This window comes from Wenyingzhuangia aestuarii, assembly GCF_011927765.1.
Lineage (GTDB): Bacteria > Bacteroidota > Bacteroidia > Flavobacteriales > Flavobacteriaceae > Wenyingzhuangia > Wenyingzhuangia aestuarii.
Genome location: NZ_JAATJG010000004.1, coordinates 155253 through 174808 on the forward strand (window position 1 = coordinate 155253; position 19556 = coordinate 174808).

At 31.7% G+C, this 19556-nt stretch carries 20 protein-coding genes and 1 pseudogene; 9 read left to right on the forward strand and 12 right to left on the reverse strand.

Annotation, left to right across the window (positions count from 1 at the left end; genetic code table 11):
- Entirely contained in the window at positions 1–405 is a 405-nt protein-coding gene (locus GGR97_RS05400) for a DUF4296 domain-containing protein (protein WP_167897495.1), read from the forward strand.
- A 14-nt stretch (positions 406–419) separates the two neighbouring features.
- Here the strand turns inward: GGR97_RS05400 and GGR97_RS05405 are convergent, their stop codons facing one another.
- The 6 genes from GGR97_RS05405 to rseP all read right to left on the reverse strand — a co-directional run bounded on the left by GGR97_RS05405 (position 420) and on the right by rseP (position 6017).
- Positions 420–806: a DUF423 domain-containing protein gene (locus GGR97_RS05405; RefSeq protein WP_167897496.1), complete on the reverse strand. Its 387-nt coding sequence runs from the start codon at positions 804–806 to the stop codon at positions 420–422.
- 5 nt (positions 807–811) lie between these two features.
- Complete coding sequence (locus tag GGR97_RS05410) at positions 812–1507, reverse strand: tRNA1(Val) (adenine(37)-N6)-methyltransferase (protein ID WP_167897497.1); 696 nt, start codon at positions 1505–1507, stop codon at positions 812–814.
- 45 nt (positions 1508–1552) lie between these two features.
- Positions 1553–2080: a ribosome maturation factor RimM gene (rimM, locus tag GGR97_RS05415; protein ID WP_167897498.1), complete on the reverse strand. Its 528-nt coding sequence runs from the start codon at positions 2078–2080 to the stop codon at positions 1553–1555.
- Between the two features lie 18 nt (positions 2081–2098).
- A complete protein-coding gene (locus tag GGR97_RS05420) occupies positions 2099–2644 on the reverse strand; it encodes a 30S ribosomal protein S16 (protein ID WP_167897499.1) in 546 nt (181 codons plus the stop codon).
- 96 nt (positions 2645–2740) lie between these two features.
- On the reverse strand, positions 2741–4582 hold the full coding sequence (locus GGR97_RS05425; RefSeq protein WP_167897500.1) for a cation:proton antiporter: 1842 nt from the start codon (positions 4580–4582) through the stop codon (positions 2741–2743).
- Positions 4583–4688: 106 nt separating this feature from the next.
- Positions 4689–6017, reverse strand: a complete 1329-nt coding sequence (gene rseP, locus GGR97_RS05430; protein ID WP_167897501.1) for an RIP metalloprotease RseP — start codon at positions 6015–6017, stop codon at positions 4689–4691.
- A gap of 111 nt (positions 6018–6128) precedes the next feature.
- Between rseP and GGR97_RS05435 the strand changes: the two genes are divergently transcribed.
- Positions 6129–6800, forward strand: a complete 672-nt coding sequence (locus GGR97_RS05435) for an SCO family protein (RefSeq protein WP_167897502.1) — start codon at positions 6129–6131, stop codon at positions 6798–6800.
- Between the two features lie 99 nt (positions 6801–6899).
- On the opposite strand, the gene GGR97_RS05440 is transcribed toward GGR97_RS05435, so the two are convergent.
- Both GGR97_RS05440 and GGR97_RS05445 read right to left on the reverse strand, forming a co-directional pair.
- Positions 6900–7550: an HD domain-containing protein gene (locus GGR97_RS05440; RefSeq protein ID WP_167897503.1), complete on the reverse strand. Its 651-nt coding sequence runs from the start codon at positions 7548–7550 to the stop codon at positions 6900–6902.
- Entirely contained in the window at positions 7543–8112 is a 570-nt protein-coding gene (locus GGR97_RS05445) for a 5-formyltetrahydrofolate cyclo-ligase (protein ID WP_167897504.1), read from the reverse strand. The genes GGR97_RS05440 and GGR97_RS05445 overlap by 8 nt, the downstream gene beginning before the upstream one ends.
- Positions 8113–8176: 64 nt before the next feature.
- Between GGR97_RS05445 and GGR97_RS05450 the strand changes: the two genes are divergently transcribed.
- Entirely contained in the window at positions 8177–9178 is a 1002-nt protein-coding gene (locus GGR97_RS05450) for an NAD-dependent epimerase/dehydratase family protein (protein ID WP_167897505.1), read from the forward strand.
- Here the strand turns inward: GGR97_RS05450 and GGR97_RS05455 are convergent.
- The 4 genes and pseudogenes from GGR97_RS05455 to GGR97_RS05475 all read right to left on the reverse strand — a co-directional run bounded on the left by GGR97_RS05455 (position 9170) and on the right by GGR97_RS05475 (position 14660).
- Positions 9170–11308 (reverse strand): lytic transglycosylase, encoded by a 2139-nt coding sequence (locus GGR97_RS05455; RefSeq protein WP_167897506.1) that lies wholly within the window; start codon positions 11306–11308, stop codon positions 9170–9172. The two genes, GGR97_RS05450 and GGR97_RS05455, sit on opposite strands and share 9 nt — an antisense overlap.
- Before the next feature lie 151 nt (positions 11309–11459).
- Positions 11460–12992 (reverse strand): glutamine-hydrolyzing GMP synthase, encoded by a 1533-nt coding sequence (gene guaA, locus GGR97_RS05460; protein WP_167897507.1) that lies wholly within the window; start codon positions 12990–12992, stop codon positions 11460–11462.
- Between the two features lie 50 nt (positions 12993–13042).
- Positions 13043–13533, reverse strand: a pseudogene (locus tag GGR97_RS15450) (DUF2867 domain-containing protein).
- An 8-nt stretch (positions 13534–13541) separates the two neighbouring features.
- Positions 13542–14660 (reverse strand): FAD-dependent monooxygenase, encoded by a 1119-nt coding sequence (locus GGR97_RS05475; protein WP_167897509.1) that lies wholly within the window; start codon positions 14658–14660, stop codon positions 13542–13544.
- A gap of 86 nt (positions 14661–14746) precedes the next feature.
- Between GGR97_RS05475 and GGR97_RS05480 the strand changes: the two genes are divergently transcribed.
- From GGR97_RS05480 to GGR97_RS05505, 6 genes are all read left to right on the forward strand, one after another.
- Positions 14747–15361, forward strand: coding sequence for a TetR/AcrR family transcriptional regulator (locus tag GGR97_RS05480; RefSeq protein WP_167897510.1), 615 nt, complete (start codon positions 14747–14749; stop codon positions 15359–15361).
- Between the two features lie 69 nt (positions 15362–15430).
- Positions 15431–17374 carry a threonine--tRNA ligase gene (thrS, locus tag GGR97_RS05485; protein WP_167897511.1) on the forward strand — a complete coding sequence of 648 codons (1944 nt, stop codon included), beginning with the start codon at positions 15431–15433 and terminating at the stop codon, positions 17372–17374.
- A gap of 87 nt (positions 17375–17461) precedes the next feature.
- Positions 17462–17980, forward strand: a complete 519-nt coding sequence (gene infC, locus GGR97_RS05490; protein WP_317165742.1) for a translation initiation factor IF-3 — start codon at positions 17462–17464, stop codon at positions 17978–17980.
- Positions 17981–18036: 56 nt separating this feature from the next.
- Positions 18037–18234 (forward strand): 50S ribosomal protein L35, encoded by a 198-nt coding sequence (rpmI, locus tag GGR97_RS05495; protein WP_010134986.1) that lies wholly within the window; start codon positions 18037–18039, stop codon positions 18232–18234.
- Between the two features lie 93 nt (positions 18235–18327).
- Entirely contained in the window at positions 18328–18672 is a 345-nt protein-coding gene (rplT, locus tag GGR97_RS05500; protein WP_167897512.1) for a 50S ribosomal protein L20, read from the forward strand.
- Between the two features lie 85 nt (positions 18673–18757).
- Positions 18758–19450, forward strand: coding sequence for a TerC family protein (locus GGR97_RS05505; RefSeq protein ID WP_167897513.1), 693 nt, complete (start codon positions 18758–18760; stop codon positions 19448–19450).
- Positions 19451–19556 lie beyond the last annotated feature (106 nt).

The following is a 19556-nucleotide window of genomic DNA, read 5'->3' on the forward strand; positions in this document are numbered from 1 at the left end:
ATGAGAGCTCTTTTTTACACTTTCTTTCTTTTTACAGCACTTGTTGCCTGCAATAGTAATACTATTATTAAAAAACCAGAAAATCTAATTCCAAAAGATAAAATGGTTGACATTTTATTAGATACATATATTGCCAAAACAGCAAGAAACATTAAGAATGTAAATGGAGAGAGAACAGTAAATTACCATGCGCTTATTTACAAAGAACACGGTACAGATTCTTTAGCTTTTAATAAAAGTTTAAAATACTACACTTCGGATATTAAACAGCACGAAGAAATTTTAAAACTAGTAGAAGCTAAACTTGAATATAGAATTACTGCTACCGAAAAAAAACTTCAACAGGAAGAAGAAGCTCATCAAAAAGAAATGGATGAAGCCAACAAAAAAGACACTATTAAATAAACCAAAAAACGACTTTAGGAATCTAAAGTCGTTTTTTGATTTAATACATATACAGCAATCATTAACCAAGCAGCTAATAACAAGGTTCCTCCCAAAGGAGTTACAAACCACAAATATTTAGTAGAAACCAAACCTGGGGCTAAAAGATAAATAGAACCAGAGAACATGACAATTCCTAAAACTAATACATTGGCTATTTTCTTTTTCTGAGAAACTGACAACAAGGGCAACATAACAACTAATAATAACAACAAGCTGTGTATAGCCTGATACCTAACTCCTGTAGCAAAACTATTTAATGCCGTTTCAGACAATACATTTCTTAATCCATGAGCACCAAATGCCCCCAAACCTACAGATGTAGCTCCACTAATTGCAGCTATAACAATATACTTTTTCATATTTCTTACATTTTTAAATAAAACGATTGTGTTAGTTCAATATAGGCTTCTGTGTAAACATGTCTATCAATTTCAATAATTAAATCATCATCTGCACAAACTTGTTTTGTTTTAGAAAAACAAAGTAAACTTCTTTTATACTCCAAATCCTTTCTTCCTTTTACTCTTGTTCGCTTTATTAAAAACAAGCCTAACTGTTCTGCTAGTAAAACAAAATTAACTTCTTCTTTATAAGGTATTATATAAGCACAAACTCCATTATTGGTTACTAAAGTTTTTGAATAGCTTAATAAATTTTCAAAAGACAATCCATCAACATGCCTAGCTAACGTACGCTGTGTTTTTTTAGATTTAAATGTATCTGTATAATAAGGAGGATTGGAAACTATTAAATCGTACTTTTTAGAAGTACTATACAATGCTAAAGACACTTTGTGTAATTCTAGTCTATCACTCCAATTAGAGTTCTTAAAATTGACCTTAGCTTCTTCACAAGCATCTTCATCAATCTCAACAGCATCTATATTTGCCATAGCATTTCTTTGAGCCAACATTAAAGCAATTAAGCCTGTACCTGTACCAATATCTAAGATTGATTTTTTTTGAGTAACAGGAACCCATGCACCTAATAAAACACCATCAGTACCCACTTTCATGGCTGATTTGTTTTGAACTATAGAAAATTGTTTGAATTGAAACATAGATGTATTTACAAAGCGTAAAAATACAAATGTTTCGTTAAGGATTTAAGACAAATACATATCAATTAAACCAGGAGGTGTTTCTAAAACAACACGTTTTCCTTTTCTATCTATTTCTTTGATAAACTCATCTATCATTGGAATTAAAATTTCTACTCCCTCGTTATCAATCTCAAACAAAGCTTGTGCTGTAGTATCGTTAATTCCATTTACAACACCAAATTCACCATAGTTTACATCTACAGCTGTAAAGCCAACTACTTCGTGAAAGTAAAATTTATTCCCTGTTAATTTAGGTAAGAATTGAAGTGGTAAGTATATTCCGGAATTCATAATAGCATCCGCATCTTGCTCCGTATCTACAGATTCAAAACGCACACGTAATTGATTTCCTTTTTGCAATAAACTTTCTTCAATAAAAAATGGAATCAAGTCTTTGCCGTGTTCGACAAAAACTGATTCCAAATCTCTGTAAAGTTCGGGTTCGTCTGTATCTAATTTGATAACAACTTCCCCTTTAAAACTGTGTTTTCTAACGATTTTACCTAAATAGAAACATTCTTCTTTGTGCATAAATCGTTTATTTAGAAATTACTCAGCAGTTTCTTCTGTAGTTTCTTCAGCTACCTCTTCTGTTGCGTTAGCAGCTTCCTCAGCAGCTTTTGCCTCTGCGATTAAAGCTTCTTCAGCTTCTTTTACAGCAGCAATACGAGCTTCGTTAACAGCTTTTTCAGCCTCAAGAGCTTTTGCTTTTTCAGCAGCTTGACCAGCAGTTAAACCATCTTTCTTAGCTTGAATAGCAGCTTCTTTAGCCTCTACCCATGCTTTAAATTTAGCTTCTGCTTGCTCTTCTGTGATAGCACCTTTTAATACTCCACCTTGTAAGTGTTTTTTGTATAAAACACCTTTAGTAGATAAAATTGTTTTAGCAGTATCAGTTGGCTGTGCTCCATTGTTTAACCATTTTACAGATGCATCAACATCTAAATCAATGATTGCTGGATTAGCATTTGGATTGTAAGTTCCTAATTTTTCTAAGAATTTACCATCTCTTTTTGCACGAGCATCAGCTGCTACTACGTAGTAAAAAGGTTTTCCTTTTTTACCGTGTCTTTGTAATCTAATTTTTACTGACATAATTTAAAATTGTGTAGGTTCACGACCTACGTTATTAATTTTTGAGAGTGCAAATATACAATTATTATTTGCTCCTTTCTAAGTTATTTTTAAAAATTATTTATCGATAACTATCTGTTTTTTAGACAGTGGCTCTCCTATATACACTAGCTTGCAATTTTTACCAATCTTAATCTTTTCATTTGCTGCTGCTATTACATACAACTCTCCTTTTTCATCGGCTACAAACAAAGGAATGGTATTAGGTTGCTCCGTTAACAATTGATTTTTCTCCATAAAATCATCTTGAGAAGTTAAATTAACTTCGTTGACTTGTGGATACTCACGAATTAGTTCACTAAACTTAATAAAATCATCTTCTAAAGATAAAAAATTAGCACCTTCTTCTCTAGCCCCATCACTTAGTTCTGTTTCTGACACAAATCTAAATGCCGATTCTGGGTCTATTCTTTTTCTAAAACTATGAACGGTATGTGTATTTACTTTTTTACTTCCTGTTAAAGCCAATAAATATCCCATATCTGGAAACTCAATACTATTCACTACATCATCTGAAAACACATCTACAACTTCAGCATTTAGTCCCATATCTTGAGCTAACTTTATTTTATCGGCATTGTTATCTATTAACAAAACATATCTGTTCTTTTTCTCTAAATACTTAGCAATAACTCTAGAAATTTCTGAAGCTCCAACAATTAAAATCCCTTTAGAAGATCTCATAAAAACACCTAATAACCTTGCAACCAATCTAGCTGTAGTTGCATTTAGCAAAACAGTTCCTAATACAATTACAAATACCAAAGGAGTAATATATTCTGCTCCTGGTTCTCCTTTAGCAACTAGTTTTAATCCAAATAAAGAAGCAATACCCGCTGCTACAATCCCTCTTGGCCCTACCCAACTTATAAATGCTTTTTCTGTAAACTTTAAACCCGAACCTCTTGTACTTAAAAAGACTCCCAAAGGTCTAACTACCAAAATAATTACTCCAAATAAAGCTAAGGTTTGCCAGTTGTTAATTAAATCAAAATCTCTAACATTCATATTTGCTGATAATAGAATGAATAGAATTGAGATTAACAGCACACTTAAAGATTCTTTAAAGTCTAAAATTTCTTTTAAATGTGGCATATCTATATTTCCTAAGACCATTCCCATTACAACTACAGAAAGTAAACCAGATTCGTGCGCAAAAGCATCAGACAGTACAAAAACTCCTAAAACATAGGCTAGTGTAAATACATTTAATAAGTATTTAGGAACTAAACTCTTTTTTAATATAAAATTAAAAGCGTGGGCAAACGTAAATCCAAATGTAGATCCAAACAAGACAATTTTTCCAAATTCTATTAAGGCTGTTTGTGTATAATCTCCTGTATTTTCTATACTGATAAATTCAAAAACCAATACTGCTACCAAGGCTCCAATAGGATCTATTAAAATTCCCTCCCATTTTAAAATGGCAGAAACATCTCTTTTTAAGCGAATGTTTCTTAAAATAGGTGTAATTACCGTAGGCCCTGTAACTATAATTAAAGAAGAAAATAATAAAGAAATAGACCAACTTAAATTAAATAAATAATGAACGGCAATTCCTGCTCCAAAAAAGGTAATAATAGTTCCTAAGGTTATCAACCTCATAATAGAAGGTCCTACATTTAAAATTTCCTTTTTCTTTAGAGTCAACCCTCCTTCAAACAAAATAATACTAATTGCTAAAGACACAAAATAGAATAAACTTTCCCCTGCAAACAAACCATTCGTTCCATTCCATACAGGTTCTATCCATTTAGAACCATCTACCGTAATTAAGGTAGAAACAGGTCCTACAATTAATCCTATTAATATTAGCGGTAAAATAGCAGGTAACTTTAGTTTCCAAGCTGCCCACTGTGCAGTAATTCCCAAAATAACAATCCCAGCTAACTCTATCATTTACTTTTTATTTGAAGTTCTAAAATACTCATTTTTACAATAATCCCACAACAAAAAAAGCTGCTCTTACACATAAGAACAGCTTTTGAATTTTTAATTTTTATTCTTACAACCAGCTCATCACTAATTTGTATAAATCATTTCCGTTGGCAAAGGCTAACAGAGACAATAATAATACAAAACCGGTAATTTGAGCATATTCTAAAAATTTATCTCCAGGCTTTCTACCTGTAATCATTTCGTATAAAGTAAACACTACGTGTCCACCGTCCAATGCAGGAATAGGTAACAAGTTCATAAACCCTAACATAATTGATAAAAATGCGGTATTAGACCAAAATACTTTCCAATCCCAAACAGGCTTAAATATTTTTGCAATAGAAATAAACCCTCCCATGCTAGATGCTCCTTTTTTAGTAAACACATACTTAAACTGAGCCATATAATCCTTTAATGTCCAATAAGCTTTTGAATATCCTTTAGAAACACTTTCTCCAAATCCGTATGTTTTATGATCTACAGTAACTATTTCATCTACCTTAAACAAAGGAGCTACTCCTATTTTGTTTTCTTCTGGACTAACGGTCAAAGTTACCAAAGCGTTTTCTCTGTTTACAACAACCTCTAAAGGCTTATCTTCTGACTGTTGAATTTTAGCTGTAAAATCTGACCAATAAGGAGTCTCTTCTCCATCTACAGAAACTACTTTATCTCCTTTTATAAAGCCAGACTTAAATGCAGGTTTGTCAGCAATTACAGAATCTATAACAGCAGGAAACAATGGAGTAAAAGGTTCCATTATACTTTGTTGCCACATTTCTTTTCCAATATTCTCTGGCACTGTTAATACTTCTGTAGTACCGTCTGCATGTAAAACTTCTATATTTTTTACATCTCTTAAAAACAATTGCTTGCTAACTTTTAAAACGTTCTCTACAGGTTTACCATCAACGCTTAAAAAAGTATCTCCTTTTCTAAATCCATATTGTTCAAAATGTTGAGCAACAGCAAAACCATTTTTTACGTTTTTAGGACTCACTACATCTTCTCCCCAAACAGAAAAAATCATAATATAGATAAGTAACCCTAAAATAAAGTTTACAATTACACCACCTAACATAATAATTAAACGTTGCCAAGCTGGTTTAGAACGGAACTCCCAAGGTTGTGCTGGTTGTTTCATTTGCTCAGTATCCATGCTCTCGTCAATCATACCCGCAATTTTCACATATCCTCCTAAAGGAATCCAACCAATACCATAAACGGTACCTCCAATTTTTTTCTTGAATAAAGAAAACTTGTAATCAAAAAATAAATAGAACTTTTCAACTCTAGTTTTAAATAATTTAGCGGGAATAAAATGCCCTAATTCGTGTAATACAATCAATAAAGAAAGGCTTAACAAAAACTGCCCTGCAATAATTAAATTCTCCATGTAATAGTGTAATTCTTTAATAAGTCGAACAAATGTACAACTTTAATTATGTGTTCATATTTTTTTGGCTAAGTTTCTAAAATGCTTTGTAACTTTGATAAAAATTTAAGCATGTCTCAAAACTTTTTTGCTAAATCTAAATACACCTTTATTGCCATGGGTGTACTTTCTGTGGTTATTATATCTTATTTATACCACCTCAACAACAAAGCAAAATCTTTGCCAATATATAACCCTATTGACATTAATCCAAGATTAGTTGATGAAAGTCTTTTAAACAAGGCTAAAAATCATAAAATAGCTTCTTTTACACTAACGGATCAGGATGGGAAAACAGTGACGGAAGCAGATTTTGATAACAAAATTTATGTTGCTGATTTCTTTTTTACAAGATGTGGAACTATTTGCCCTATTATGACTAACAATATGGCTATTCTGCAAACTGAATTTATAAACAATCCTAGCATAAAATTCTTATCACACTCTGTAACCCCTGTTATGGATAGTGTTCCCGTTTTAAAAACATATGCTGAGGCTCATGGGGCAATTTCTGGAAAATGGCACATTACTACAGGGGCTAAAAAAGACATTTACAATTTAGCTCGTAAAAGTTATTTTGCTGTTTTAGATGAAGGTGATGGTGGCGATCAGGATTTTATACATACCGAACAATTTATATTGATAGATACTGAAAAAAGAATTAGAGGTTTTTACGATGGAACCAACAAAAATGAAGTAAACCAAGCTATTAAAGACATCTATTTACTATTAACCGAAAATTAAAACCTCCGGCACTAAACTGAATTAATGCCGGAGGAAAATTGCTATGAAAAAGTTAAGCATTGCTTAACAGTACCTTGAGTCGTACATTATATGGAGTCCTTACAAATCCCCTTCCCATTCTTTATAAAATTGTTCTAAATACAATTCCATAAACTGATGTCTTTTTTCTGCAATCTGTTTACCTGTCTGTGTATTCATCTTATTTTTTAGGAGTAATAATTTCTCATAAAAATGATTAATGGTTGGAGCTGTACTATTTTTATACTCTTCTTTAGTCATTTCTAAATTAGGAGCAATTTCAGGATTGTACATACCTCTGTTTTTAAAACCTCCATAATTAAATGCTCTTGCAATTCCTATAGCTCCAATAGCATCTAATCTATCTGCATCTTGAACCACATCTAACTCTTTTGAGCTAAATGCTTGCTTTACTTTTCCTCCTTTAAAAGAAATGTTTTCTATAATTTTTACCACATGCTCTATCACCTCATCACTTACCAATTGTGATTTTAAAAAATCTCTAGCTGTTTTAGGTCCTATTTGCTCATCTCCATTATGGAATTTAGAATCAGCAATATCATGTAGTAAAGCTCCCAAGGCAACAACTTCTATATTACAAGTTTCTGTTTTGGCAATGGTTAAAGAGTTTTTATACACTCTTTCTATATGGAACCAATCGTGACCACCTTCTGCATTTTTTAATTGCTCTTTTACAAAAGCAATGGTATTGTTTACTACTGTCTTATTCATGAAACTGATAAATTTTAGTTGGAGTTACACAATAATCCAATGGAATATCTCCTTCATAAGCATCTGTAATTTCTGATTCAGCCTCGTAAAAAGACAAACCAATTTTTAACACATCTGGATTGCATTTACTTAAAAAATCATCATAAAAACCTTTACCATAACCTACTCTATTTCCTTTTACATCAAAAGCTAATAAAGGAACAAAAACTACATTTATCCTGTTTTCTGGAACAGGCAATCCGTTGGTTGGCTCTGGAATTCCATAAGTATTCACCACCAATTTTGTGTTTTCTGTTAATAAAAAATGAGACAATGTATTTTCTTTAAAGTCTGATTTTGATACAACAACCTCTTTATTTCTAGCAAACAAAACGTGTAAAATTTGCTCTGTATCTATCTCTTTCTGATTGGCAATACTTAAGAATAAATGATAGTAAATTTTATCCCAAACATCTAATTTTAAAAGCTGATTGGCTATTGCCATACTTTTAGCTGTAATATCCTCTTCTGACAAAGAAGCTCTTAATAATTTGTATTTTTTTCTTAATTCGTTTTTAATCATTTTAAAAAACTTTGAAAAGCAAAATTAACAATTAATATCTCCTAAAATTGATTATTTTCGGGTTATGATTTTAGTTACAGGAGGTACTGGTTTAGTAGGAGCACATTTGTTATACAATTTATGTAAAACAAACAGCCAAATAGTGGCTATTTATAGAAATAAAGAAACACAAAACACAACCAAAGAAATTTTTGAATTGTATGGTGACACAAGCAACTATCAAAACATTATCTGGAAAAAAGCTGACATTGTTAATATTCCTGAAATAGAACTCGTTTTTAACGGAATTACGCATGTTTATCATGCAGCAGCTAAGGTATCTTTTGACAGTAAAGACAGTGAACAGCTTAGAAAAGTAAACGTTGAAGGAACTGCCAACATTGTAAATTTGTGCATTAAAAACAACATAGAAAAACTTTGTTATGTAAGCTCTATAGCTACTCTTGCCAAAACTCCTGGTGTTAATTTTATTGATGAAGATTGCGAATGGAATCCGGAAGGAGACCATAGCGATTACAGTCTTACAAAATATGGTGCCGAAATGGAAGTTTGGAGAGCTTCTCAAGAAGGAGTTCCTGTGGTTATTGTAAATCCGGGAGTTATTTTTGGATTTGGAGCATGGAATGTAAATTCTAGTCAACTATTTAAAAAAATTAAAAAAGGACTTTCTTTCTATACAAATGGAACCGTAGGTGTTGTTGCTGTACAAGATGTTGTAAATGCCATGATTTTATTAATGAATAGCAACATTAGCAATCAACGTTTTGTTCTGGTCGCTCAAAACAGCAATTACAAAGCTATTTTTAGTTTAATTGCTCAACATCTAAATGTTACTCCTCCTAAATTTAAAGCAGGTAAAACCGTTACAGAAATTGCATGGAGGCTAAATAGTCTTATAGCTACTTTAACCTTTGGAACTCTAGATTTTGGTTTGAACAAATACAGCGCTCGTGCTGCTCACAAAAAAAGATATTACAACGGTAATAACATCAAAAAGAGCATAACTAATTTTAGCTACACTCCTTTTGATATGGTGATTAAAGAAATTTGCTCTAAACTATCGTAATCTAATAATTCTTAAACCTTCTTCTTTTGAGTTTTCAATAGCGTTTACAAATACTGCTTGATTGTCGTTAACTTTCTTTCCGTTTTTATCGTAATAAAAAGCTTGTCTGTATCTGTGCGATGCTCCAGAAGCATCTTTAGAATTTCCTTTTACGGTTCTTAAAATAGCATCGTAGGTTACATTAAATCCTTTGATTGCATAATCGTTAGGAAAAACATTGTTCTTTTTAGCATATGCATTTTCAAAACTATTATTTTTAACCTCTATGTATTCTACCTCATCAGTTCCGTAGGTATAATGATACTTTGCCAACGTTTCAAAAGAAATTTTGTTTGCATAGCCCGATTTTTCAAAAGACAAAACTCTAATAGGTGTTTCTAAAACATTAGACCTAGGAATAGACCTTGTATTGTTAAACACATCTGCTGTAATTACATTGCTATTTTCTGCTATTAAAATCCAATTTGCTTGTTCTAGTTTTAATTTGCTTAAAAAATCTTGTCTAGAAATATATCCTTTAGACAAGGTTAACAAACTAACATCATCTTCTATAATAGCTCCAGAACTATCTCTTTTTGCCAATAAGCTTTTGTATTTTTTTAATGTAGCCATGTTTTGACTATTTCCCACAATAATTAAATGTTCTCCTTTTCTGTTTTCTTGAATAAAGGACAACACTTCCTTTTCTAACAAGTCCTTATGAGTTGCTGTTTTGATGATATTACTATTTCTAAAACGGTTTTGTTTTTGTGAGTAAATAGGATAATATACCGGTACCGATGGAAATTGTGTTGCTACATACATCGTATTATTTGTATACAACGGACCAATAATTACATCAGGATCTAAAGCTCTTATAGATTCCATTTTTTTATGAATAGAATCTACTGACTTTTCTGTATCTACCACAGATAAGTTAATTTTAATTCCTTGCTTTTGTAAAGAATCAATAGCCATTTGAGCTCCCAAATAAAAATCTGAAACAATACTTGGTAAACCACTAGGGTTGGCAAATAGTGTTTCTTGAGACAACGTATCGTTCTTTTTAAAATTAAACGGCAACATTATCATAGTATTCAACACTTTATCTACCACGATAGAATCTTTAAACCATTGATGATCTTCAAATATTAAATGAGTCTTTTTTAAACCCACTAAAAAATTCCCTCCATTTTCTAGAATAGAATCAAAACTAGGATTTATAGACTGTAAAGAATCTTTACTAATTCCTAATTCTTCTAAAACCATCTGTAAAGAATCTCCTTGATTGTATTGATAGGTTAAAGGCACTCTTTTATATATAGGAGATACTGTACTTTCTGTGACTTTAGCAATTACTTTACTTGGTAATTTTATAGCAGAACCAATTACCAAACTATCTATAACCACTGTATCATTTACCGCTAAAAGTTCTGGAACACTAATTCCATATTTTCTAGACACACTATACAATGTTTCTCCTTGAGCAATTATATGTTTGCTAGGATCTGTAACAACTTCTTGTTGGGTAACTGTTGGTATTTTTAAAACAGTACCTAATTTTAATCCTTCTTTTAAGACTTCTGTATTGGCATTTTTTAATTCAGAAATACTTACTCCATATTGCTTAGAAATTCCATACAAAGTTTCTTGAGCAATAACTGTATGAAATGTTGCTTTTTCTTTATCAACAGGTTTTTTAACTGCTACAGGAACTTGTAACTCTTGCCCTATTTTTAACCCATCAACCGCCAAAAAAGGATTTTGTTTAATTAATGTAGCCATAGACACATTGTACTGCTTAGACAAACTATACAACGTTTCTTTGGCTTGTACCTTGTGTATTCCTATAGAATCATTCTCTTGTGTTGGAAGTTTAAAATAATCACTACTTGCATTTGGTCTAGCATCTTTTGGATGTTTTACACTTTTAAATGTCCTAGCAGGAATTTTTACAAGAGTTCTTTTTTTAGGCTTTTTTGGAATTTCTGGATTCGCTTTTAACAAATCCGTGTAACTTACGTCAAACTTTTCTGCAATATCTTTTAAAGACTCTCCTCTTTTCACTTTATATTCTTTTAGTTCTTGTGCTGATATAGAAAGACTTATCATTACAAATAACAAACTAAAAACTTTAAATACTCGTATCATATTGGGATTCATTTTCAGAACACAATATTACATATATTATACCAAATATAAAGACCTTGTAAAAGTTAAAAAACAATCTCTATAGTTTAAAAATAATGCGCATAAAAAAACACCAACCGCATGGTTGGTGTTTTTATTTTATATTCTAAGCTTATTCCCACTCAATAGTTGCAGGTGGTTTAGAACTAATATCATAAACAACTCTGTTAACACCTTTCACATTGTTGATAATTTTATTAGAAATTTCTTGTAAAAATTTATAAGGTAAATCTACCCAGTCAGCAGTCATACCATCTGTAGACTCTACAGCACGTAAAGCAACCGCTTTTTCGTAAGTACGCTCATCTCCCATTACTCCTACAGATTGTACAGGTAATAAAATAGCTCCAGCTTGCCAAACAGAATCATACAATCCGTGTTCTTTTAATCCGTTGATAAAAATAGCATCTACCTCTTGTAGCATGGCTACTTTTTCAGCAGTAATATCTCCTAAAATACGAATCGCTAATCCTGGTCCAGGAAAAGGATGACGTCCTAACAATTCAGGATCAATTCCCATAGATTTTCCTGCTCTACGAACTTCATCTTTAAAAATCATACGTAAAGGCTCCACTATCTTTAATTTCATAAAATCTGGTAATCCTCCTACGTTGTGATGAGATTTAATGGTTGCTGATGGACCTCCATCTGCAGAAACAGATTCAATTACATCTGGATAAATAGTTCCTTGTGCCAACCATTTTACGTCTTCAATTAAATGAGACTCTGCATCAAAAACATCAATAAATGCTTTACCAATGGCTTTACGTTTTAATTCAGGATCAGACAAACCTTCTAATTCTTTCATAAATCTGTCGGTAGCATCTACTCCTTTTACGTTTAAGCCCATACCTTCGTATTGCTTTAACACAGCTTCGAATTCATTTTTACGTAACAATCCGTTGTTCACAAAAATACAGTAAAGATTTTCTCCAATCGCTTTGTTTAATAAAACGGCTGCTACGGTAGAATCTACTCCTCCAGACAATCCTAAAACAACTTTATCGTTTCCTACTTTGTCTTTAATTTCTTGAACGGTAGTTTCTACAAAGTTATTAGGTGTCCACTCTTGAGCAACTCCTGCAATTTTTACTAAAAAGTTTTCTAACAATTTAGATCCATCTGATGAATGATATACTTCTGGGTGGAATTGAATTGCAAATGTATCTTCACCTTTTACGTGGTATGCTGCGTTCTTCACATCTGGAGTACTCGCAATACACTCGTAATTATCTGGTAAGTTTAAAATAGTATCAGAGTGGCTCATCCAAACCTGACTTCCTGCTCCAATTTCATCGAATAAAGGATTGTCATGATTAATGTAAGATAAGTTGGCTCTACCATATTCTCTGGTGTTAGAGGCTCCTACTTCTCCACCAAAAAAGTGTGCTAAGTATTGAGCTCCATAACAGATCCCTAATAATGGTTTTTTACCTTTTACTTCTGATAAGTCTATTTTAGGTGCATTCTCTCCTCTTACTGAGTGTGGAGATCCTGATAAAATGACTGCTTTGTAATCAGCAAAATTGTATTTTTCGCTGTTGTATGGGTGAATTTCACAATAAATGTTCAACTCTCTCACTCGACGAGCTATCAGCTGCGTAACTTGAGATCCGAAATCTAGAATAAGTACTTTTTGTTGCATGCGCAAAAGTAACTTTTTATTTACTGATTACAAAAAATTAACAACGGGTTTTACACATCTTTAAAAGCTTGTTGTACCATACGCTTTACCACTAATTTGTGAAAAGGTTTTATCAATCGCATATATACAACTCCTTTTCTGTTATGATACTGTACCAATGTGGTTACCTTTATATTATAGGTTTTAGATTTTGTGTTGTTAATAAGGGCTCTAAAATTTAAATGATGATCATTTGCTCCTACTATAACTTCAGTCTCATCAACTTTGTAAATAGTAAAAAACCTATGGTCCTTCCTTCTTTTATTTCTTGAAATTCTTTTTTAACGCTCCCCTGCTTTAAACCTATAACCCCACCTATTTTATCTCTAATTTTAAATAAAAAAACAATCCAAACTGGCATTGTACCAAATACCAACTGCGTAACTGTCTTTAAATCATCTATAAAGTTCGTTGTAGAAAATGTATCAGAAAAATGAATGCTTTCCAAACTTTTTCTACCAGCTTCCGTAATATAAACATCGTCCTTTATTACCTTTTTCATTGTATATACTATTCAAGTTCATGAATTTTAAATAAAGTCTCTAATTGTTTTCTATTCACAAATCCAGGAGTTATTCTCAACAAAAAATCTCTGATTGTTCTTAATAAAGGATTAGACAAATGAGCTATTTTCCCCACCTGCCAACTTGTGGTTACTACCTTATGTGCTTTTTTAATTCTGATGGATTCGTATTCATCAAACACCTTGGTTCTATTTTTATTTTTCTTAAAACATGCAGCCAACACATACGCATCTTCTATAGCCTGACAAGCTCCTTGTCCCAAATTAGGTGTGGTTGCATGGGCTGCATCTCCCAACAAACAAACATTTCCTACACTCCAGTTTTTAAAAGGTTGGATATCTGAGATTTCTGACAGATGAATATCCTTTGTCACCTTTATCATTTTGGTTACCAAAGATCCATATTCTTTAAAGTCTTCTATACGCATAGTTGTTTGCTTCTGTCCTGATTTTAAAGCATACCAATAAACCAATCCTTTATTTAGTTGTACAAAACCAAAACGAGTATTGTTTCCCCATCCTTCTATAGCTTTCTGCTGATACTCTTTAGGCAAATCAAATTTTAACATTCCTCTCCAACACAATTGATTTGCTTTTCTTAGTTGCACAGCATCAAACAAACATGTTCTAACCTTGGAATAAATTCCATCAGCACCTACAACTAATTCAGATAAGTAAGTCTTCCCATTTTCAAATTTTAATGTTGATATAGTATTACCTAAAACAATGGATTCTAATTTATGATCTAAAAACAATTCTTCCTCAGAAAATTGATTGATTAATATTTGCTGTAATACTGCTCTGTGAATAGCCACATTTTTAAGATTGTGTTTTTTCTCAAAATACTGCAAATTGGTATTCGAAATTATTTTAAACTTCTGATCAACAATATTTATTTGTGATATGGTATTCCCTTTAGAGGTAATTTCATCAGAGAGCCCTAACCTTTTATAGACCTGCATAGCATTGTTTGCCAAAACAATTCCGGCTCCTACATTTTTTAGTTCACTTGCTTGTTCAAAAATACGCACTGTAAATCCTTTTCTTTTTAAAGCAATTCCCGTTGTTAAGCCTCCTATTCCTCCTCCAATAATATCAATTGTCATTTTGTTGATTTAAAAACATTAGGTCAAATGTACTAATTTTATTTAATTAGGTCAAAACTACTAATTATTTATATTTGTAAAGAATTATGAGTACAACCAAACAAAAAATACTAGCAACATCTTTAGTTTTATTCAATCAATATGGATTGTCAAAAATCACATTAAGAAGTATAGCCAAAGAAATAGGAATGAGTCAAGGAAACTTGAGTTATCATTATAAAAAAAGAGAAGACATTATAGAAGCTTTATATCACCAATTGGTTTTAAAAATTGATGAGAAAATACAAGCTACAACACCCTCATCTGTAACAGTTAAAACACTATACGATATTGCTAGGACTACAATTACTTTGTTTTATGAATACCGTTTTTTCTTTTTAGATTTTACACAAATCATGAGAGAACATGAGAATATCAGAATTCATTACAATCAGTTAATGACTTTAAGAAAAAAACAAACGTTGGATTTGTTTGAAATACTTATAAAACAGGAATTGATTAGACCCGAAAAAATAGCTAATGAATATGATCATTTGTATACTCGAATTCAAATAATAAGCGATTTTTGGATGACTTCTAAAAGTTTAGAACATGCATCAATCTCTTTAAAAACTACAGAAGATTATATCAAAATAATATCTGAAAGTATCTATCCATATCTTACTCAAAAAGGAATTAAAGAGTATCAAAAAATCCAATAACAATTCTTTCCTGTTCCATTTTTAATCTACAATTAATAGCCTATCTTTGCTCAGCAAAAAAAAAATATAATGATTCACATTACTTTACCAGATGGAAGTGTAAGAGAGTACGAAAAAAACAGTACTCCAATGGATGTGGCTATTAGTATTAGCCAAGGTTTCGCCAGAAATGTAATTTCGGCAAATTTTAACGGAACTACCGTTGAAACCAAAACCCCATTAACCACCGACGGTAACTTAACCTTATATACATTTGAGCAACCAGAAGGAAAAAAAGCTTTTTGGCATTCATCTGCACACGTTTTAGCACAAGCTATTCAAAAATTATATCCTGGTGTAAAATTAACCATTGGTCCTGCCATTGAAAACGGTTTTTACTACGATATTGATTTTGGAGAACACAAAGTATCTGAAAACGATTTTCCTAAAATTGAGCAAAAATTCTTAGAATTGGCTAGAGGAAAACACGAATTTACATTACGTGAAGTTTCTAAAGCAGATGCTTTAGCTAAATATAAAGAAGAAGGAAATCCTTTTAAAATTGAGTTGATAGAAAACTTAACCGATGGAGAAATTACTTTTTGTGATCATGATGATTTTACAGATTTATGTAGAGGAGGTCATATTCCAAATACAGGAATTTTAAAAGCTATTAAAGTAATGAGCGCTGCTGGTGCTTATTGGAGAGGTGATGAAAAAAATCCTCAGTTAACACGTATTTATGGAATTTCATTCCCTAAAGCTAAATTGTTAACCGAATATTTAGAGTTATTAGAATTAGCAAAACAACGTGACCACCGTAAATTAGGTAAAGAATTAGAATTGTTTACTTTTTCTCAAAAAGTAGGACAAGGATTGCCTTTATGGTTGCCTAAAGGAGCTGCTTTAAGAAGTAGATTAGAAGACTTTTTAAAGAAAGCTCAAAAGAAGGCAGGTTACGAAATGGTGATGACACCTCATATTGGTCAAAAAGAATTATACGTGACTTCTGGTCACTATGAAAAATATGGAGAAGATAGTTTTCAACCTATCAAAACTCCAAAAATGGACGAAGAGTTCTTGTTAAAACCAATGAACTGTCCTCATCACTGTGAAGTATACAACTACAAACCTTGGTCTTATAAAGAATTACCTAAACGTTATGCTGAATTTGGTACTGTTTATAGATACGAGCAAAGTGGTGAATTACACGGAATGACACGTGTACGTTGTTTTACACAAGATGATGCACATATTTTTTGTACTCCAGATCAATTAGATCAAGAGTTTAAAGATGTTATTGATTTGGTATTGTATGTATTTACAGCTTTAGGTTTTGAAGACTTTACAGCACAAGTATCGTTAAGAGATCCAGAGAATCCAGAAAAATATATTGGTTCTGATGAAAATTGGGACAAGGCAGAAAATGCCATTATAAATGCTGCAAAAGAAAAAGGTTTAAACTATGTGGTAGAAACAGGTGAAGCTGCTTTTTACGGACCTAAGTTAGACTTTATGGTAAAAGATGCGTTGGGAAGAAGTTGGCAGTTAGGAACTATTCAAGTAGATTACAATTTACCTGAAAGATTTGACTTAACTTACAAAGGTTCTGACAATGCAGAACATAGACCTGTAATGATTCACCGTGCTCCTTTTGGATCTATGGAACGTTTTATTGCCGTGTTATTAGAGCATACTGGAGGTAATTTCCCTCTTTGGTTAATGCCAGAGCAAGTTATTATCCTACCAATCAGTGAGAAATATCAGAAATATGCCGAAAAAGTTTCAGAATTGCTAGAAAATTCCGAAATTCGCACGCTAATTGATGACCGAAGTGAGAAAACAGGTCGTAAAATTAGAGATGCTGAGGTTAGCAAAATTCCTTACATGATTATTGTAGGAGAAAAAGAAGAAGGAGAAGAAAGTGTTTCTGTTAGAAAACACGGAGAAGGAGATCTAGGAACGTTTACTATTGGTGATTTTACAAAAATTATTACCGAAGAAGTAGAAAAGACCTTAGTATCATTTAAATAAAGAGTTTAATTTCTCATAGCAATATGAGAGTAAAAAGATAAAGCCATAGCAATTAAGAGAAGAAGGTCTAAGGGACCTGCGAGAATTATCAAAGAGAATCCACACAGAATTAACGAACACATTCGTTACGTGGATGAAGTTCGTTTAGTTGGAGAAAACATTGAGATAGGAGTTTATCCTATTGCAAAAGCCAAGCAATTTGCAAGAGAACAAGAACTAGATTTAGTAGAAATATCTCCTAAAGCGGTTCCTCCTGTTTGTAAAATTATTGACTACAAGAAGTTCTTGTACGAGCAAAAGAAACGTGATAAAGCTATTAAGTCTAAAGCGACGAAAGTAACTGTAAAAGAAATACGTTTTGGCCCACAAACAGATGAACACGATTACGAGTTTAAGAAAAAACATGCCATTAAGTTTTTGCAAGAAGGAGCAAAATTAAAAGCATATGTATTCTTTAAAGGTCGTTCTATTATATTTAAAGATCAGGGGCAAATTTTATTATTAAAATTAGCTCAGGAATTAGAAGAATATGGTAAAGTAGAACAAATGCCAAAACTTGAAGGTAAACGTATGATTATGTTTATTGCACCTAAGGTGAAAAAGTAAACAGTAGTTTTATTACTGATAAAATAAAGTAAGCAAGAATTAAAACTTAATTAGAGATGCCTAAATTAAAAACAAAATCTAGTGCTAAGAAGAGATTCAAAGTAACTGGAACTGGAAAATTAAAAAGAAAGCACGCTTTTAAAAGTCACATCTTAACAAAGAAGTCTAAAAAGCGTAAATTGAAGTTAACTCATGATGGGTTAGTTCACAAAAGTGATGAAGCAAACATCAAAAATCAATTAAACTTAAAGTAATTTAAGTTTAACGGGAATATTTAATTATTAACCATGGAGTGGGCAAATTAAAGAACAAGAAATTGTCGCCTTACTACAAAAAACATTGAAATTATGCCAAGATCAGTAAATTCAGTAGCCTCAAGAAGAAGAAGAAAAAAAATCTTGAAGCTTGCAAAAGGTTATTTTGGAAGACGTAAAAACGTTTACACAGTAGCAAAAAATGCGGTTGAGAAAGCAATGTGCTATTCTTACCGTGACAGAAAAAACAAGAAAAGAAGCTTCCGTGCTTTATGGATTACTCGTATTAACGCGGGTGCTCGTATTCATGGATTGTCTTATTCTCAGTTTATGGGGAAAGTAAAAGCTAACAATATCGAATTAAACCGTAAGGTTTTAGCTGATTTAGCGATGAACAACCCAGAAGCTTTTAAGGCCATCGTCGAAAAAGTAAAATAATTTTAAACAACATCTTGCTTATATTTAACCCTCTAACTTGTTAGAGGGTTTTTTTATTTGTTAAATTTGAAAAAAAAATGAAACTATGCTACAAGAAATCATCATCCCTTTAATATCGCTTGTGTTTTTAGAAGTGGTATTAGGAATAGATAACATTATCTTTATTTCTATTTTAACAGATAAACTTCCTGCTGAAAAAAGAGACAAACTTAGAATTATAGGATTGGCTTTGGCAGCTATTATAAGAATTGGACTATTAACTGTTGTTTCTTGGATTCTAAAATTAGATAATGATTTATTTAGAGTATTTGGCTTAGGTTTTAGCGGTAAGAATTTAATTCTACTTTCTGGAGGAATCTTCTTATTATACAAGGCTAGTACAGAAATTTTTCATCATACAGAAAACCATCAAAATAATTCTGATAAAGTTGTTAAAAAACCAACCTTTGCTAACTTATTAATAGAAATTTTAATTTTAGATATTGTATTTTCCATAGATTCTATTATTACTGCCGTTGGTATGGTAAGTAACCTATACGTAATGTACGCAGCTGTAATCATAAGTGTTTTAATTATGATTTTTGCATCTAAACCTATTGTGAATTTTATTAACAAACACGTGTCTTTTAAAATATTAGCACTTTGTTTTTTAATGATGATTGGTGTTTCTTTAATTGGTGAAGGATTGCATTTTGAAATTCCTAAAGGATATATTTATTTTTCTATGCTATTTGCCTTTTTAGTAGATTTAATACAAATTAAGACCGTAAAAAAATAACCTAAAATATTTTTAATATAAAAAGCTCGATAGAAATTCTATCGAGCTTTTTTGTTTGAATTTATAACTAAAACTAATCAACTAAATGATTAATCTTTTAAAGCAA

Bases quoted from the DNA above. Each gene is read 5' to 3' on its own strand.
- GGR97_RS05440 (WP_167897503.1), bottom strand. From the start codon at position 7,550: ATGAATAAGACAGTAGTAAACAATACCATTGCTTTTGTAAAAGAGCAA.
- GGR97_RS05445 (WP_167897504.1), bottom strand. From the start codon at position 8,112: ATGATTAAAAACGAATTAAGAAAAAAATACAAATTATTAAGAGCTTCT.
- rseP (WP_167897501.1), bottom strand. From the start codon at position 6,017: ATGGAGAATTTAATTATTGCAGGGCAGTTTTTGTTAAGCCTTTCTTTA.
- guaA (WP_167897507.1), bottom strand. From the start codon at position 12,992: ATGCAACAAAAAGTACTTATTCTAGATTTCGGATCTCAAGTTACGCAG.
- GGR97_RS05400 (WP_167897495.1), top strand. From the start codon at position 1: ATGAGAGCTCTTTTTTACACTTTCTTTCTTTTTACAGCACTTGTTGCC.
- GGR97_RS05435 (WP_167897502.1), top strand. From the start codon at position 6,129: ATGTCTCAAAACTTTTTTGCTAAATCTAAATACACCTTTATTGCCATG.
- GGR97_RS05425 (WP_167897500.1), bottom strand. From the start codon at position 4,582: ATGATAGAGTTAGCTGGGATTGTTATTTTGGGAATTACTGCACAGTGG.
- GGR97_RS05450 (WP_167897505.1), top strand. From the start codon at position 8,177: ATGATTTTAGTTACAGGAGGTACTGGTTTAGTAGGAGCACATTTGTTA.
- GGR97_RS05420 (WP_167897499.1), bottom strand. From the start codon at position 2,644: ATGTCAGTAAAAATTAGATTACAAAGACACGGTAAAAAAGGAAAACCT.
- GGR97_RS05480 (WP_167897510.1), top strand. From the start codon at position 14,747: ATGAGTACAACCAAACAAAAAATACTAGCAACATCTTTAGTTTTATTC.
- GGR97_RS05505 (WP_167897513.1), top strand. From the start codon at position 18,758: ATGCTACAAGAAATCATCATCCCTTTAATATCGCTTGTGTTTTTAGAA.
- thrS (WP_167897511.1), top strand. From the start codon at position 15,431: ATGATTCACATTACTTTACCAGATGGAAGTGTAAGAGAGTACGAAAAA.
- rimM (WP_167897498.1), bottom strand. From the start codon at position 2,080: ATGCACAAAGAAGAATGTTTCTATTTAGGTAAAATCGTTAGAAAACAC.
- GGR97_RS05455 (WP_167897506.1), bottom strand. From the start codon at position 11,308: ATGATACGAGTATTTAAAGTTTTTAGTTTGTTATTTGTAATGATAAGT.
- rplT (WP_167897512.1), top strand. From the start codon at position 18,328: ATGCCAAGATCAGTAAATTCAGTAGCCTCAAGAAGAAGAAGAAAAAAA.
- GGR97_RS05405 (WP_167897496.1), bottom strand. From the start codon at position 806: ATGAAAAAGTATATTGTTATAGCTGCAATTAGTGGAGCTACATCTGTA.
- GGR97_RS05410 (WP_167897497.1), bottom strand. From the start codon at position 1,507: ATGTTTCAATTCAAACAATTTTCTATAGTTCAAAACAAATCAGCCATG.
- rpmI (WP_010134986.1), top strand. From the start codon at position 18,037: ATGCCTAAATTAAAAACAAAATCTAGTGCTAAGAAGAGATTCAAAGTA.
- GGR97_RS05475 (WP_167897509.1), bottom strand. From the start codon at position 14,660: ATGACAATTGATATTATTGGAGGAGGAATAGGAGGCTTAACAACGGGA.